Annotated in this window: 9 protein-coding genes; all 9 read right to left on the minus strand. The window is 44.7% G+C overall.

Features of this window, described 5'->3' with window-relative positions:
* Positions 1-24: 24 nt before the first annotated feature.
* The 9 genes from AACQ83_RS06160 to ptrA all read right to left on the minus strand — a co-directional run bounded on the left by AACQ83_RS06160 (position 25) and on the right by ptrA (position 15281).
* The gene (locus AACQ83_RS06160; RefSeq protein WP_112876487.1) at positions 25-546 is read right to left on the minus strand and encodes a DUF5625 family protein; all 522 of its coding nucleotides are present in this window, start codon (positions 544-546) and stop codon (positions 25-27) included.
* Positions 547-604: 58 nt separating this feature from the next.
* Entirely contained in the window at positions 605-1126 is a 522-nt protein-coding gene (locus AACQ83_RS06165; protein WP_112876486.1) for a DUF5625 family protein, read from the minus strand.
* A 151-nt stretch (positions 1127-1277) separates the two neighbouring features.
* On the minus strand, positions 1278-1721 hold the full coding sequence (locus AACQ83_RS06170; RefSeq protein WP_339366756.1) for a DUF5625 family protein: 444 nt from the start codon (positions 1719-1721) through the stop codon (positions 1278-1280).
* Between the two features lie 123 nt (positions 1722-1844).
* On the minus strand, positions 1845-2366 hold the full coding sequence (locus tag AACQ83_RS06175; protein ID WP_112876484.1) for a DUF5625 family protein: 522 nt from the start codon (positions 2364-2366) through the stop codon (positions 1845-1847).
* A gap of 131 nt (positions 2367-2497) precedes the next feature.
* Positions 2498-3913, minus strand: coding sequence for an HlyD family type I secretion periplasmic adaptor subunit (locus AACQ83_RS06180; protein ID WP_112876483.1), 1416 nt, complete (start codon positions 3911-3913; stop codon positions 2498-2500).
* Between the two features lie 141 nt (positions 3914-4054).
* Positions 4055-6205, minus strand: coding sequence for a type I secretion system permease/ATPase (locus AACQ83_RS06185; protein ID WP_112876482.1), 2151 nt, complete (start codon positions 6203-6205; stop codon positions 4055-4057).
* 714 nt (positions 6206-6919) lie between these two features.
* Positions 6920-8773 (minus strand): exodeoxyribonuclease V subunit alpha, encoded by a 1854-nt coding sequence (gene recD, locus AACQ83_RS06190; RefSeq protein WP_112876481.1) that lies wholly within the window; start codon positions 8771-8773, stop codon positions 6920-6922.
* Positions 8773-12378 (minus strand): exodeoxyribonuclease V subunit beta, encoded by a 3606-nt coding sequence (recB, locus tag AACQ83_RS06195; protein WP_192880983.1) that lies wholly within the window; start codon positions 12376-12378, stop codon positions 8773-8775. The genes recD and recB overlap by 1 nt, the downstream gene beginning before the upstream one ends.
* On the minus strand, positions 12378-15281 hold the full coding sequence (ptrA, locus tag AACQ83_RS06200; protein ID WP_112876479.1) for a pitrilysin: 2904 nt from the start codon (positions 15279-15281) through the stop codon (positions 12378-12380). Before ptrA ends, recB begins: the two co-directional genes overlap by 1 nt.
* Between the last annotated feature and the right edge of the window lie 6 nt (positions 15282-15287).

Genomic DNA, 15287 nt, shown 5'->3' on the forward strand with positions numbered 1-15287 from the left:
ATATCGATACCATTTTAAACCTTCTTAAATCTTCGGATCGTAATGGTTGAATTCAACAAAACTCTCAATACCATTAAAAACAGGGATATCCTCCAGTGTGGTAATTACCGCGGAGTAACGTCCGGGGGGTAACTCCAGTATTTTAATGTTTCGCACAGCCATATTTATTCTTCTCCCTTCGTAATCGAAAGACTGTCCCCAACCACGTCCTCCTGCATTTATTTTTTTGTCAAAAAAAATCTTGCTATCTTTAACCAGACGAAGCGAAACAGGGGTTATTACCCCGTCCTTATCAACATTCCCGAACAATTCAAGCCGCCTTTTCATTTCTTCATAGTCATCCCCTTTATCAAACAGCAGGGCAAACTGATAATTTCCAGCCTTGCTGATTTCAAAATCAATTTTAACTGATTGACCAGACTTCGATACGTCAATCGGTCTGTATATATCAATGTGCTTAGAGCAGGCCATTAATAATGTACAGCTCATAAAAATAATAATATTTAGCCAATTTTTAAATCTTTCATATACCTGTAATATTTTCATTTCATCACTCCAAATTTTAATATTTTCTTTGTTTATACTGATACCATTTTAAATCTTATTAAATCTTCGGATTGTAATAAGTGAACTCGACAAAACTCTCAATCCCATGAAAAGCAGGCACATCCTCCAAGGTGGTAATTACCGCAGAGTAACTCCCCGGGGGTAACTCAAGTATTTTAATATTGCGCACTGCCGTATTTATACTTCTTGCTTTATCATAGACGGTACTCCCCCAACCGGTTCCCACGGCGTTTATTTTCCCGTCAAAAAAAATCTCGCCGTTTTTAACCAAGCGAAGCGAAACGGGAATAGCAGCCCCATCATGATTAAGATCCCCGAATAACTTAAATCGTCTTTCCATTTCACCATGACCACGCCCAGTAGCAAACAACAGGGCAAACTGATAATCTCCAATCTTGCTGATTTCAAAATCAATCTTGACTGATTGGTCAGATTGCGTCACATCAATCGGCCTGTATATATCAATGGGCTCAGAGCAGGCCGCCAACCAAGCACAACTTAAAAAAATAATCATCTTGTACCATTTTTTGAACATTTCATAAACCTGTAAAACTTTCATTATGTCATTCCAAATTTTGATATTTTATTTACTTATGCTTGTCGTACTTCAATATGTATTTATTACCTCTCCATAGTATGGGGGAGATAATAAGTTGCTTTCATCTTGCGAACCTCAACTTAAAATTTGTAAAGTATACGCTGATACTATTTTAAATACTCGGAAAATACGTGAGCTGAACAAAACTCTCAATGCCATGAAAAGCAGGGGCATCTTCCAAGGTGGTAATTACCGCAGAGTAACTTCCAGGAGGTAATTTAAATATTTCAATATTACGCCCCGCCGTATTTATTTTTTTCTTTTTATAATGAATGGCGTGCTCCCAGCCGGTCCCCAGCGTGTTTATTTCTCCATCAAAAAGAACCTGACCGTCTTTAACCAAACGAAGCGAAACTGGAATAATAATCCCATCGTTACCAAGATCTCCGAACAACTTAAATCGCCTTTCCATTTCATCATGATCATCCCCAGTAGCAAACAGCAGGGCAAACTGATAGTCTCTTTCGTTTATAATTTCAAAATCAATCTTGACGGATTGGCCAAGCTTCGTTATATCTATCGGTTTGTATATATCAATGTATATATAGCTGGCCAATAACCAAGCGCCACTTAAAAAAATAATAATATTGCGCCAGTTTTTGAACCTTTCATATATACGTAATACTTTAATTTCATCACTCCAAAATTTGATATTTCCTTTGTTTATACTGATACCATTTTAAATCTTCGGATCGTAATAGGTGAATCCAACAAAACTCTCGATTCCACTAAAAGCGGGAACATCCCCCAGGGTGGTAATAACCGCAGAGTAACGCCCGGGGGGTAACAAAAATGTTTTAATTTCTCGCACCGCCGTATTTACATATTTCTCTTCGTAATAGAAGGCTTGTCCCCCATCGTATCCCCTAGCATTTATTTTCTTGTCAAAAAAAATCTCTCCATCTTTAACGATATGGAGTGAAACAGGGATTATTACTCCATCTTTATCAGTTCTCCCAAACAACTTAAACCTCCTTTCCATTTCATCATAACCCTCCCCAGTTTCAAACAGCAGGACAAACTGATAATTACCTTCCTTGCTGATTTCAAAATCAATTTTTACTGATTGACCAGACTTCGATACATCAATCGGTCTGTATATATCAATGTACTTAGAGCATGCCATTAATAAGGTGCAGCTCATAAAAATAATAATATTTCGCCAATTTTTGAATCTTTCATGTACCCGTAATATTTTCATCACGTCACTCCAAACAAAGTAAAACTGTGAAAAACCATCTTTGACCATTAACAATAAGTTATCTCAAACGCGGAAAACGGTGAGTATAGCGAGCCGGGTTCACAGAGCTGCCCCCACGAGCCGCCGTTCTCTTATCGTTCTCTCAGGCTTTCATCCAGATGCTGCTGCAACGGGCTTAGGAAGTAATCGATCACTCGACGTTGATCGGTTTTTATTTCTGCCGTGATCGACATGCCCGGAGACAGCGCGACTCGCTGACCATTGACCAGCACGTGATCAGACTTCAAGCGAATACGGCTGCTATAGATAAGCCCACGTTTTTCATCCTCGATAGCGTCGTTCGATACGTTGAGCACTTCACCGTCAACGGTACCGTACTTGGTGAAAGTGAAAGTTTCCACCTTGACAGTGACTGGTTGGCCAACGTGAACGAAACCCACATCCTTGTTTTCCAGCATGGCTTCCACTTCTACCGGTTGGTCTGCGGGAACAATAACCATCAGCGGCTGTGCCGGTGTTACCACACCACCGACGGTATGGATAGCAAGTTGTTGAACTGTGCCAACCACCGGGGCTTTGAGGCTGGTCAGGGTTTCATGGTAATGGGCCTTCGCCAGCTCCTGAACCAAGGTTGCTGCTTTTTTGTTGGCTTCCTGTTGCAGGTCGAGCATAGCGCGGCGATTTTGCGCAACAACAGCCTCACGCCGACGTCGCGCTTCGTCCCGGGCGGCGGTGTGCTGCAAGACACTGGCCTGCTGTACGCTTAACTGGCGTTGCAGATCCAGCCGAGTCTGCTCTTTTTCCAGATATTCATGCCGCGACACATACTGTTTTGTTAATAACCGTTGGTAATCCTCGGCCAATCGCGTAGCAATCGGTAACGTTTTTTGCAGGCTAGCCACCTGAGACTGGGCAGACTGGATTTCGGCACTGCGTTGGAGGATTTCTGCGTCCACCAACTCTAGATTGCTGCGGTATTCCTGGTATTGTCCTTGAAGCCAGCGCTGAGCACTGAGCACCTGCTCAGGGTTGGCGTTGGCAATCGTCCCTACCAGCGACGCCGGCGACTGTTGCTGATTGATAGCATCAAGCATAGCGGCACTCCGCGCACTGTCGATACGAGCAGCCAGCAGCTCGCTCTGAATCCGGCTGACGTCGGCATTCGCCGCCGTCGGGTCGAGTTCGACCAACAATTCGCCGACTTTCACCGTCTGACCATCATTGACGTGGATCGCTCTGACCACCGCCGTTTCGCTAGATTGAATCAACTTGGTCTTGCCATTGGGAACAACCTTTCCCGGAGCGATAGCCACTACCTCGATTTTGCCGATGTAGGCCCAGAGCAACGCCAATACAGCGAAACCCATAATGCCCCAGGTGAAAATCCTCGGTGCTGGGTGAACAGGTGTTTCCTGCAACTCCAAAGCCGTCGGTAAAAACTGTAATTCATGAGCAAGTCGCGGCGACACGTCCATGCTTTTACGTTGGCGCCAAGACTGACGCCACGCGTGACGATAACGCTGCAATAAGGGAAGGGTGGCGCTCATTCGAAGTTATTTTCCTTGAATCGGAGTATGTTTATCTTGGTCACATCTACCTCTGACTGTGTTATTAACCATTGCTTGTGTTATTAACCATTGATTACGTTATTAGCCGCTTTCATCGTACGTTCGGGAAATGGAAGCCTTTCAGCCCTGCTGCATTCGATACAGCCGTGCATAGTGGCCGTCCTGACGCGCCAGTAACTCGGCGTGGTCTCCCTGTTCAACGATCTGCCCGCGATCCATCACGAGGATACGATGCGCGTCGCGTACAGCGGACAACCGATGAGCGATAATGATGACCGTACGCCCCTTGCAAATGCTTTGCATGTTCTGCTGGACAACCCGTTCAGACTCGTAGTCCAGCGCACTGGTCGCCTCGTCAAAAATCAAAATGCGAGGATTGCCGATCAAGGCTCGGGCAATGGCTACCCGTTGCCGTTGACCACCCGAAAGTGACGCTCCGTGCTCACCCACAATGGTGTCGTAACCTTCGGGCAGTTCAAGGATGAATTCATGGGCTCCAGCCATACGGGCGGCATGCATGACCACTTCGAGCGGCGCCCCCGGATCGCTCAAGGCAATGTTTTCACGAATGCTGCGGTTGAATAGCATATTGTCCTGCAACACCACACCAATCTGCCGACGCAGCGAGGACACATCAGCCAATGCCAAGTCCATGCCATCGACCATGACCCGTCCACGCTCAGGAACATAGAGCCGCTGCAACAAGCGGGTCAGGGTGCTTTTACCGGAACCGGAGCGACCCACCACACCAATGATTTCTCCCGCGCCAATGACCAAGTTGACTCCGCGCAGCACCTCAGAACCATCAGCCCGATAACGAAAATGTACCTGTTCGAACGCTACCTGCCCCTTGAGCGGCGGTACTGTACTACGTGTAGCCTGAGACAATTCAGTACGGGAATTAAGGATGTCTCCCAGACGCTGCACTGAGACCCCGGTCTGCTGGAAGCTGGTCCACAGTTGCGCCAGACGCATGATAGGGCCGCTGACACGGCCAGCCAGCATATTGAATGCGATCAGTTCCCCCACTGACAGCTGCCCGTCTATCACGAGGCGGGCGCCGAGCCAGAGTGTGGCGACCGTCACTAACTTGCCAATAAGCGAGACGCTTTCATTGGCGATAGTGGATAAGGTCTGTGTTTTGAAACCTGCGGCAACATAAGCCGCCAGTTGGTTGTCCCACTTGCGGATGGCCTGCGGTTCAACCGCCATTGACTTTAGGGTATCGATGCCATTTACCGTTTCGACAAGGAATGCCTGATTCTCGGCGTTACGTGTAAAGCTATCCTGTAATCGCTTACGCAAGAGAGGTGTAACCAACCCCGAGACGAGTGCATAGAGCGGCAATGATAACACCACAACGAGAGTCAGCCAGCCGCTGTAATAGAACATCACAAGGATGAACACCAGAGAAAAAAGCACGTCGAGCATCAGGGTAATGGCGTTGCCGGTAAGGAAGCTGCGGATGTTTTCCAGTTCGCGTACACGAGCCACAGAATCACCGACTCTCCTGGCTTGGAAGTAAGCCAGCGGCAGATTAATCAAGTGCCGAAAAAGACTCGATCCCAACTGCACATCAATACGGCTGGTCGTATGAGCAAACACGTAGCTACGCAAACCGCTCAAGGCCGACTCGAACAGCATGATGCCCAGCAATCCCGCCGCGACAACATCCAGTGTGGTTAGGCCGTGATGCACCAGTACTTTGTCCATAACCACCTGAAAGAACAACGGCGTCACCAAGGCAAACAGCTGCAAGGCAAAAGACCCTAGCAAAACTTCCCCCAACAACTTGCGATATTTGACGATAGCCGGGATAAACCAAGTGAAGTCAAAGCGAGAAGTCTCTCCGGACAGACTGTTACTGGAACGCACAAGCACCAGTTGCCCTGTCCAACGCTGCTCAAGCTGCTCGAAGCTGATAACTTCGGGACGCGCCGAACGTGGGTCCTGAATCAGAGCCTGTTCTTTGTCCAGTTTAGCCAAAATAAAAAACTGCCCATCTCGGTCAATGGCAATGGCGGGCAAGGGAGTATGTTCAAGTCTGGCAAGTGTTGTGTGTACAGCCTTGGCTTTCAGCCCTGAATGACGAGCAGCCAGCAGCAGCTCCTTCAGGGTAAGACCTTGGTTGGAAGTGGAAAATTCGTGTGAAAGTTGTTCAGTCGATATAGCAATGTTGTGAAACCTAGCCAACATAGCCAGGCAAATCAGGCCGGTGTCCAGCTCCGGGGAAGAATGGGGTGGCTCAGTACTTATTTCATTATCTTGCATCAGACAACTTAATCCTTAAATCAAAAATCTGGATATTCATCTCACCCCTAGCAAGCTATCCAGACATATCCGCAATCCGTTTAGTAAACAAATTACAATTCATATAATTAGGCGTTTATATCATCAAATAATAATAAATTTCATTTAATATATTCACAAACTGTGACATTAACCACACAATAATATTAAAATTTATTAAATTTATAATTTTTTTGTTTACATTGATAACAAAATACAAACATCAACAATTTGATTCAGTCATTGCAACGATTTTTGAATCGGTGAAATTAAGATATCGATCAGTTATCGCCATCACAATGAAACTAATCGGTATTACCGACTGAACATTACGAGCAATAATCACTCAACTCAAAAAACGAATAAAGGATATTTTAGTTAGAAATTAGCCAAAATTTGGCATATAGGCAGGTTTAAGATACATTTGTCTTGCATAGGTCAATATAATCTATAGATCACTGCGCGAGGGTTTTGCAATCACCCAATCGAGAACTTTTTACAAAAATAAAAGGCATATTTACCGAAGTTAGTACGGCAAATCAGAAAATTCATTAAAATAATTAATGATATACTTGTCAGGCTTAAAAAGCCCAATCCAACAGCTGCGCAAATAGCGATCAAAAAACGTCAGGGAAGATATGACCGCATCATTAATATATAAATTTTTTTGCACAAATTAGTCTATCTGGGCAAGCGCTAATCCACCTGTAAGCTAAGCCGCTCTGCTAATCCACTTCGCCTTTGAGTTGGCGTCTGGATTGCCTGACGCAATACCGCTTCATGTGCATAAAGAGTTAGTTTTTCTCTGGCACGGGTTATCGCTGTATAAACCAGTTCACGGCTGACAACCGGCACAAACTGCGTTGGCAATACTAAAGCTGTATGGTCAAATTCTGAGCCCTGCGATTTATGTACGGTCATCACATACGCAGTTTCATGTTGTGGTAAACGACTTGGCTGGATTCCTTTAATCTGTCCATCAGGCAGCTGAAAATAAGCGCGCAGTTCATGATTTTCGTCTCTGAGCATAATACCGATATCACCATTAAACAGGCCCAATGTGCTGTCATTACGCGATATCATGATGGGGCGGCCTGCATAACCACGGCTGAAAGTCCCGACTGGGCGACGAATAAGCCCCTGACGATGCAATAGCTGTTCTATACGCTCGTTAAGCCCAGCGACACCAAATGGCCCTTCTCTAAGCGCACACAACAAACGATAGCGGTTAAATTCATCTAAAATCTCTTTGACAGGTGCCTGCTTTGCCACCAGACACAAGTAAGCGTGATAACCCGATACCGTTTCTGTCAGCAACCGCTGATAATCTTCATCGTCGGACAATGGGTAAAAACAGATATCCTTCAACAGTTGCTGCAAAATAGAGAGAGCTTGCCGACTCTTTCCCTGATTAACAGCCGCAGCCAACTGACCAATTCCAGAATCTACATTAAAGCGGTAACTTTTGCGTAAAAGACATAAATGTTCACGAACCTCTGGAATATTTTGCTGATCACCCGCAACTAACCGACATCCTGTCAATCTGCTTAGTTGTTGTGCCCTCGTTATGCTGTATCCCAGTTCAGCAAAACGGCAAATATCACCCAACACCGCGCCTGCTTCCACTGATGCCAATTGATCTCGGTCACCCAGCAGAACAATTTTCGCTTTCGGTGGCAATGCATCAATCAACCTAGCCATCATGGGTAAATCCACCATTGAAGCTTCATCCACCACCAGCACATCCAGATTCAATGGGTTATCCCGGTCATAGCGCAATCGCTGGCTATCAGGTTGAGCTCCCAACAACCGATGAATCGTCTGCGCCTGATCTGGCATATATGCAAACTGTTTCTCCGTCAGAGGCAATTTTCTGACCGCACTATTAAGAGATTCGGTCAATCTGGCAGCTGCCTTTCCAGTCGGCGCTGCCAGTTGGATAACCTGCTTTTTATCAGGATTAAGTTTGATTAAGGCAGCCAATAACTTAGCAACTGTCGTTGTTTTTCCGGTTCCCGGTCCGCCAGAAATAACCGAAATTCTGCTAGTCACCGCGACAGCCGCAGCCACCTTTTGCCAATCCACCGTTTCCTCAGGCAATATGAATAATTCATCTAAAACAGTTCTCAGTTGCTGTTCCTGAATATTATCGGTTGGTTGGTTGCCGGAAAAGAAAGCCGCCACCTGACATTCACTTTGCCACATTCTCTGCAAATAAAGCCGGTCATGGGAAAGCACCACAGGCGTTGGTTGAAATCCATCACTAACAGCAGCACAATTTTCCAGTGCTATCAGCAAACTCTGCTCATCAGGTTTTCCCGCAGCTCGCCATAATTGCTCTGCAAATTCACGATGTCGCCCATCAAAAAAATATTCTGGCGTTATCCGATTAACCGGCAGGCAAACATGCCCGGTACCAGTTTCGGCGCTCAACAACGCCATCACCAACAACAAAACAGGATCTTTATCCTCAATCAATGCATGAGCAAACTGTAAGTCCAATGAACGCAAAAGTCTGAGGTTTACTGCCTGTTGTAATAACGAAATCATCAATTTTTCTCTTTTTCAGACTGTTCATTACCACTGAAAAGCAGATCCAAAGCATCAACAAATTCAGCCGATAGCCGACAATTGAAAATACCATTCCCCGGCTGTTGCTTATCTATCCCCCTCAGAAACAGATAAATCACACCGCCGAAATGTTGTTGGTAGTCATAACTAGCCAACCTGTGACGCAAGTAACGATGTAATGCTAGTGTATAAAGTTGATATTGCAGGTCATAGCGATGCTCAATCATGGCTATTTCCATTGCCTGGCGGGTATAAGATTGACTCTCCTCCCCCAACCAGTTTGATTTGTAATCCAGCACGTAGAATTTGCCTTGCCAACAGAAAACTAAATCAATAAACCCTTTCAGCATCCCTTTCACCTGTTGAAATTCCAGTGGGGGGCAACGAGCAGAAATCGGATCATAACGACGCATCAGTGTATCCAATGTCTGAGAGCGCAAAAGTTGCTCAACCGGCAGATAAAACTGCATTTCATCCTGTTGATGATGCAGCGGAATTTTTGCAAGCTGCATTCCTTCATCATTCAATGGAATGGTAAAAATGTCGGTCATCCATTGCTGTAATGTCGCATTCCAGCGTTCATCAAATCCGGCTGATTGCAGTTGTTCTGCCAACCATTTTTCATCAGGTCGTTGGCTGAAACTAATTTCTTCTAAAATAGCGTGTAAAAAAGTCCCCGCAGAGGCTCCCCGAGGGAATGTATGTGGCGTCATTTCAGGTTGTTCTGCTAACTGCTTTTCACCACTAGCATCAACATCAAGCTTTGGCGCAATAGACTGGACAATCACGTCAATAAATTCTTCTCCAGCAAAATAAGCAGAAGCATTACCACGATGAACCACAGAGTTTCGTAAACCAGAATAACTGGTAATACGCCACTCATCCTGAACTCTGCGTTTAAATTGCCGGGCCGACAGGACTAAATCATTTTTACTTGGCGACTGCCAAGGATGATCGTCAGTATCATTGATTAACGATACAACGATGCCATCCCCACTTAATTCTTTAAGCGATGTTGCCAGAAAATCAGCATCCCCTTTTACTCCCTTTTGCAACAGGTAGCCTAGAGCACACTGATGCAGATCAGTATCGCCGATCTTTTTCTTATTGCCTTTTATCAGCGGAGCCACGCCGACACTGCAATGGTAAACAGAACGCGTCAATGCGACATAGAGTAAACGTAAATCCTCTGCCAATCGCTCTTGTTCCGCCAGCTCAATCGTCTCGTCGTCAGGAAAGATATCGAGGCAAGCATTAAAGCTTGTACGATCATGATATATCGCCCGCTTCTGCTCCCTGAAATTACAGACAAATGGCAGCCATACTAGCGGATATTCCAGACCTTTAGATTTATGGATAGTACAAATTTGTACCAAATGACGATCGCTTTCCAGCCGCATCTGCTGATTTTCAGATTGTGGATCAGGATGAGAGATTTGCTGAGCCAACCAGCGGGTGACTACATGTTCACTATCAAGTTGTAAAGATATCTCCTGCAACAACTCACCAATATGCATCACATCTGTCAAACGCCGTTCACCGTCATAACTGGCAAGCAGGTTCTCAGCAATATGATGGTTGGCGATTACCGCTCGTAACATAGGTAACACGCCACGGCGTTGCCACAGACGAAAGTAGCCATCAAACTCATCAACTAACTGGTCCCACACCTTCTCATCATGATTTAGTTTGTCTATCTGTCGAGCGGTCAAACCAAACAAACCACTGGCAAGCGCACTTCTCAAAACCCGCTCTTTCTCTGGTGATAACACCGCTTGTAATAACCAGAGAATATCCTTGGCTTCCGCGGTAGCAAATACACTTTCTCGGTTAGAAAGAAATACAGAAGGAATAGATAACAGGTTAAGTGCATTACGGATCAGTGTAGCTTCCTTTCTGCTACGCACCAAAACCGTAATATCAGCAGCCGTCACAGGTCGAGAACCTTCACTTTTATGTAATAAAGCCCGCCCTTCACTACCTGCCTGCAACCAATCACGAATTTGCGCAGCACAGAGCCGTGACATCGTTTGCTCATAATCTCCAGTAGAAACACCTTCTCCTGGTTGTAACCAGAAATTTAATGCAGCCTGTCCTTCGCCGTCATAACGAAAAGAAAGTGCTCGATTTTTCTCTGCCGCGGAAACCTCAATAAAAGGGATCTGCTCAAACAAAAATGGGTTTTCCGAACGCATAAATAGCTTATTTACTGCCTGTACCATTGAATAGGCTGAGCGCCAGTTTGTTTCCAGAGTATAGTGAGCACTTACCTGAGAACGGGCACGAATATAAGTGAAAATATCTGCGCCACGAAATGCATAAATAGCTTGTTTAGGATCGCCGATAAACAGCAACCCATTTTCAGACTGACTGCCATAGATGGTATGAAAAATCCGGTATTGCTGTGGGTCGGTATCCTGAAATTCGTCGATCAACGCAACCGGATAGCGTCGGCGAATTGTCTCAGCAAGCAAATCACTGCCAGGGCCTCTCAGAGCATCATCAAGACGGGTTAATAAATCATCAAACCCCATCTGACCACGCGTTAATTTTTCCTGACAGATTGATTGGCGAATCTCAATAATAGCCTTGGAGATAATCAAATCACGTAAAGTAAGTGGCTGCTTATATAAATCATCTATCGCAACAAAAAGTGAATGTTCAGGCACCTCACCTTTTTTTGTCTTTTCTGCCAATACCGACTGTCGGAATTTCTCCAATGCTTTTGGCAACAGATAATCCTCTGTAGGCGCTTGAGTCCAATCCGAGACACTATTCAACCAATTTGGTAAGTGCTTACTACTGTAACTTCTTTTATCAACACCAGAGCCCGCAATTAAATCGTGCAATTCTCCAGCAACTTCATTCCATTGGTATTTAACATCGCTGATCAACTGGATAATTTTTTCATGGCGACTTAACAACGTTTCATCACTGTCCGGCGCATTAACAATATATGGCATATCCCCTTGTAAATAAGGATGTAATTCAGCCATCAGAGCTTCAGGCCCACTCCACTCCTGACTGATTACCTGTGCCATTGATAACGGCAATGGATAACAATGGCGCCGCCAGAAATCGGCACACCCCTGCCGTTCTAATGGCTGTTGATCCTGAATTAATGTCTGTTCAAACAAGATCCCAGATTCAAAAGCATTATGTGCCAACATTCTCTGACAAAAACCATGAATAGTATAAATCGCCGCTTCATCCATTTGCCGCTCTGCAGCCAGTAACCAGATAGCCGCCCTCCCTTTATCTGGGATTTCATCCAATAGCTGTTGATAGGCTGGTTCTGCATCTTCTACTTCGTTTCGAATACAAGCGAGGCGAAGTTTATGAATATTTTCACGGATACGCCCACGTAACTCATTTGTTGCTGCCTCAGTAAAAGTAACCACCAGAATCTCTTCCACACTCAAAGGCCGTGAAAAAGCAGCATCTTTTCCCAGTCCAAGTAAAAGACGCAAATATAAGATACCGATAGTGTAGGTTTTACCCGTCCCGGCCGATGCTTCGATCAGCCGCTGACCATTCAGCGGCAGAGTTAATACATTAAGCCTGTGAACAGATATCTCTGTGATCACTGCTCTCTTACCTCAACAGGTAACCGTTTCTGAAATTCAGTCACATTCTGATAGGTTTTCCAACCTTTCAATTTCGCATATCCATCCAAGTTTCCTGATTTACCAATCACTTGTGAAATTAATGACAGCCCCCGATGTTCGATTACCGCATTCCGATAGAAATTAATCAGTTGCTGTTGTGTAGTTTTCTTTAGAATCTCAAGCATTTTATCTCTGCTATCAAAATTAAAGTTATTGCGGCTGAAATCACCAGAGAAGCGGGCAACTTCGGCATAGAAAGTTTGTGGCGGTTGCTGCTTTTCATTAATCAGCGCACTCTTGTACTGTTCAAAATCAGCTTGAGACATTGCTTTCAATTTATTACCGGCGTTCTGATAGAAATCTTGATAACGCTGATTCAAATATTTTGGTTGCCTACTATTACTTTGTAACAGGAACCCCAACCCCCACTGTTCCCCCACACTGGTATTGAAAGCAAACACCGCATACCCCAGTTGCTCTGTTGTTCTTAATTGATCATAGAACCACGGTTGGAGCATATTGCTCAACAAACTGGAATAAACATAACTTTCTATACGGTTATAACCTGTCGGAATATAAACCTCTGCCAAAGCACCATCGGTGCTACTGCCAACGCGCTGGAAATTGACCGGGTAATTTTTATCAATCACCACCTTATCCCCAATCCACCAGTCATTTCCTTGATTTGCTAGTTGGTTATGAGCAGATTCGGCAATCACTTTGCTCTGTTGTTCGGCCAAGTTTCCAATGATCATCATCTGCAAAGCAGCATTTTTTATCATTTCATGACGATACGTAACAATATCCTGAATAGTGATAGTTTCCAGCACCTTCAGACGAGTAGACTGTTCCGTATATGGCACCACAGAAAGGCGCTTCAACGGCTGCATAGCCATTTCATAAGCTTTAGCGTTATTGGAAACTTCTATCTGTTCACGATACCAAGACTTAGCTTGCTCCAGTTGACTCTCAGTTGGCGTAAATGCTATGTAATTACTGATTAAAGAGGTTAAAAGTTCCGGCAAATTTTGAGTGTAACCGCTTACTCCTAGTTGCACTCCCTGTGATGAACTCGTAAAAATATTCATTCCAGCAACAGAAGCCTGATAACTAAGCTGGTCAAGGGAAAGCCCCGCCAAATAATCAAGCAAAGAGGAAGTGACCTGCTCACGGGCGCTATCCAAACTTTTTGCGTTACGTAAATCTAACGTAATGCTAGCCTTAGGCTCATCAGCAAAATATTGGCTCGGCATGTAGAACAGGCGAACGCTTTGTTGTTCAAGAATCATCTCTGGATGTTTTTGACTCTTGTCTGCTTTTATCAGCTTCAAATCATCAGCAATATAAGGATTTGGTGCTGGCAGAGAAAAGCTCATCTGTGCCTCTAATTGCTGCCATTTAACTCGCTGCTGAGATGTAATTCGATCAACCTGATAAGGTGCCTGAACAAAATAAGCCTGTTTATTATGCGGCTCTTTTGGGCTGATATACCAGATACGCGCATTTTCAGAAGTCAATTCATCAAGTCGGTTGGCGATTGCTTCCGGGTCATAGTCATCAGCCAAATAACCGGCATTAAGTACATTGGAAACAGGAACCCGCAACATAGCATCCGATAACCATTCGATATAATGCATATCACGAACAATGGAGCCATATCGGAAAGACAGATTCAAAACCTTTGCGATCTCATCAAAATAACTTTTCTGGATGCCTTTTTGTTTTAATAAATTAATATAAGCAAAAATAGCCGCAACAACCTGATCCCGTTGCGCAAGCCCTTTGTCTGTCAACGTCACATAAATAAAAAAGATACCTTTGTTACGATCAACCATAGGTTCCGCACCAGCACTGATACTTTCTGCTAACCCTTGAGTTTGCAGCCAGTCTGACAATGTATTCAGGCTACGGTTGCCTATCACATAACCAAGATATTCATCAGTTTTACTGCGGAAATCAGCACTGTTATTGTCAATGCTGAACTCCAGTTGCAATGCCTTTTGCGGTTGAGCAGGAACATAATGGATGATAATGCCTTTCTCTTTTTCCGTGACTGCCGGAACAGTAATCAGCGGCACACTCGCTTTTCTGTCAGGTATCCGACCAAAAGTATCAACAGCAATTTGAGTCAGTTTATCGATAGGCTGGTTACCGTAAATGACACCTTTCATCAGATTGGCTGAATAATAACGCTGATAGAAATCCACCAGTTCTGTCTGTAATTGACTCCCTGGTTTATCTTTCAATGTTTCTAGATTACCACCAGAAAAACGGGCATTGGGATGCTTAGGATTCAGCGTTTCTGCTCGTATTTGAGCAACCCGCATCCCATCACGCGAACGCGCCATTGTCAGCTCTGCATTAACCGCGTTTCGCTCCCGATCTGCATTCACTGGGTCAAGTAACGGCTCAGCCAGTGCATCAGCCAGACGATCTGTGGCTTGAGCTAACGCTTCATTTTCTACTTCAAGATAAAAAGCCGTGCGGTAAGAAGCCGTGCTGGCATTATAGCTACCACCATGTTTTTGCAAAAATTCAGATAAATCACCTGATTGTGGATAATGTTCAGATCCCATCAGAACCATATGTTCCAGATAATGTGCAAGCCCGAGCTGGCTGTCAGGGTTTTCCATACTACCAACCGGAATTGCTACCGCTGCCAGAGATTTGGTTGCCTTCTCATCAGATACCAGCAAGACCGTCATATTGTTTGCCAATCTGATTCCCTGATACTGACGATGATCATTTTCGCTTTTATAAATTGTCTCTTGCAGTAGCTGCCACTGTAGTTGTGGTGATTGTGGTGTTTGCGCATAACTCTCCGTTCCCCAAAAAAGCAGGAACATCACAGTTATCATGCGAACAAAATGTTTATGCATTATTTG

The sequence above is a fragment of the Photorhabdus sp. S10-54 genome, from assembly GCF_963878145.1.
In the GTDB taxonomy this organism is placed as follows: Bacteria; Pseudomonadota; Gammaproteobacteria; order Enterobacterales; family Enterobacteriaceae; genus Photorhabdus; species Photorhabdus kayaii.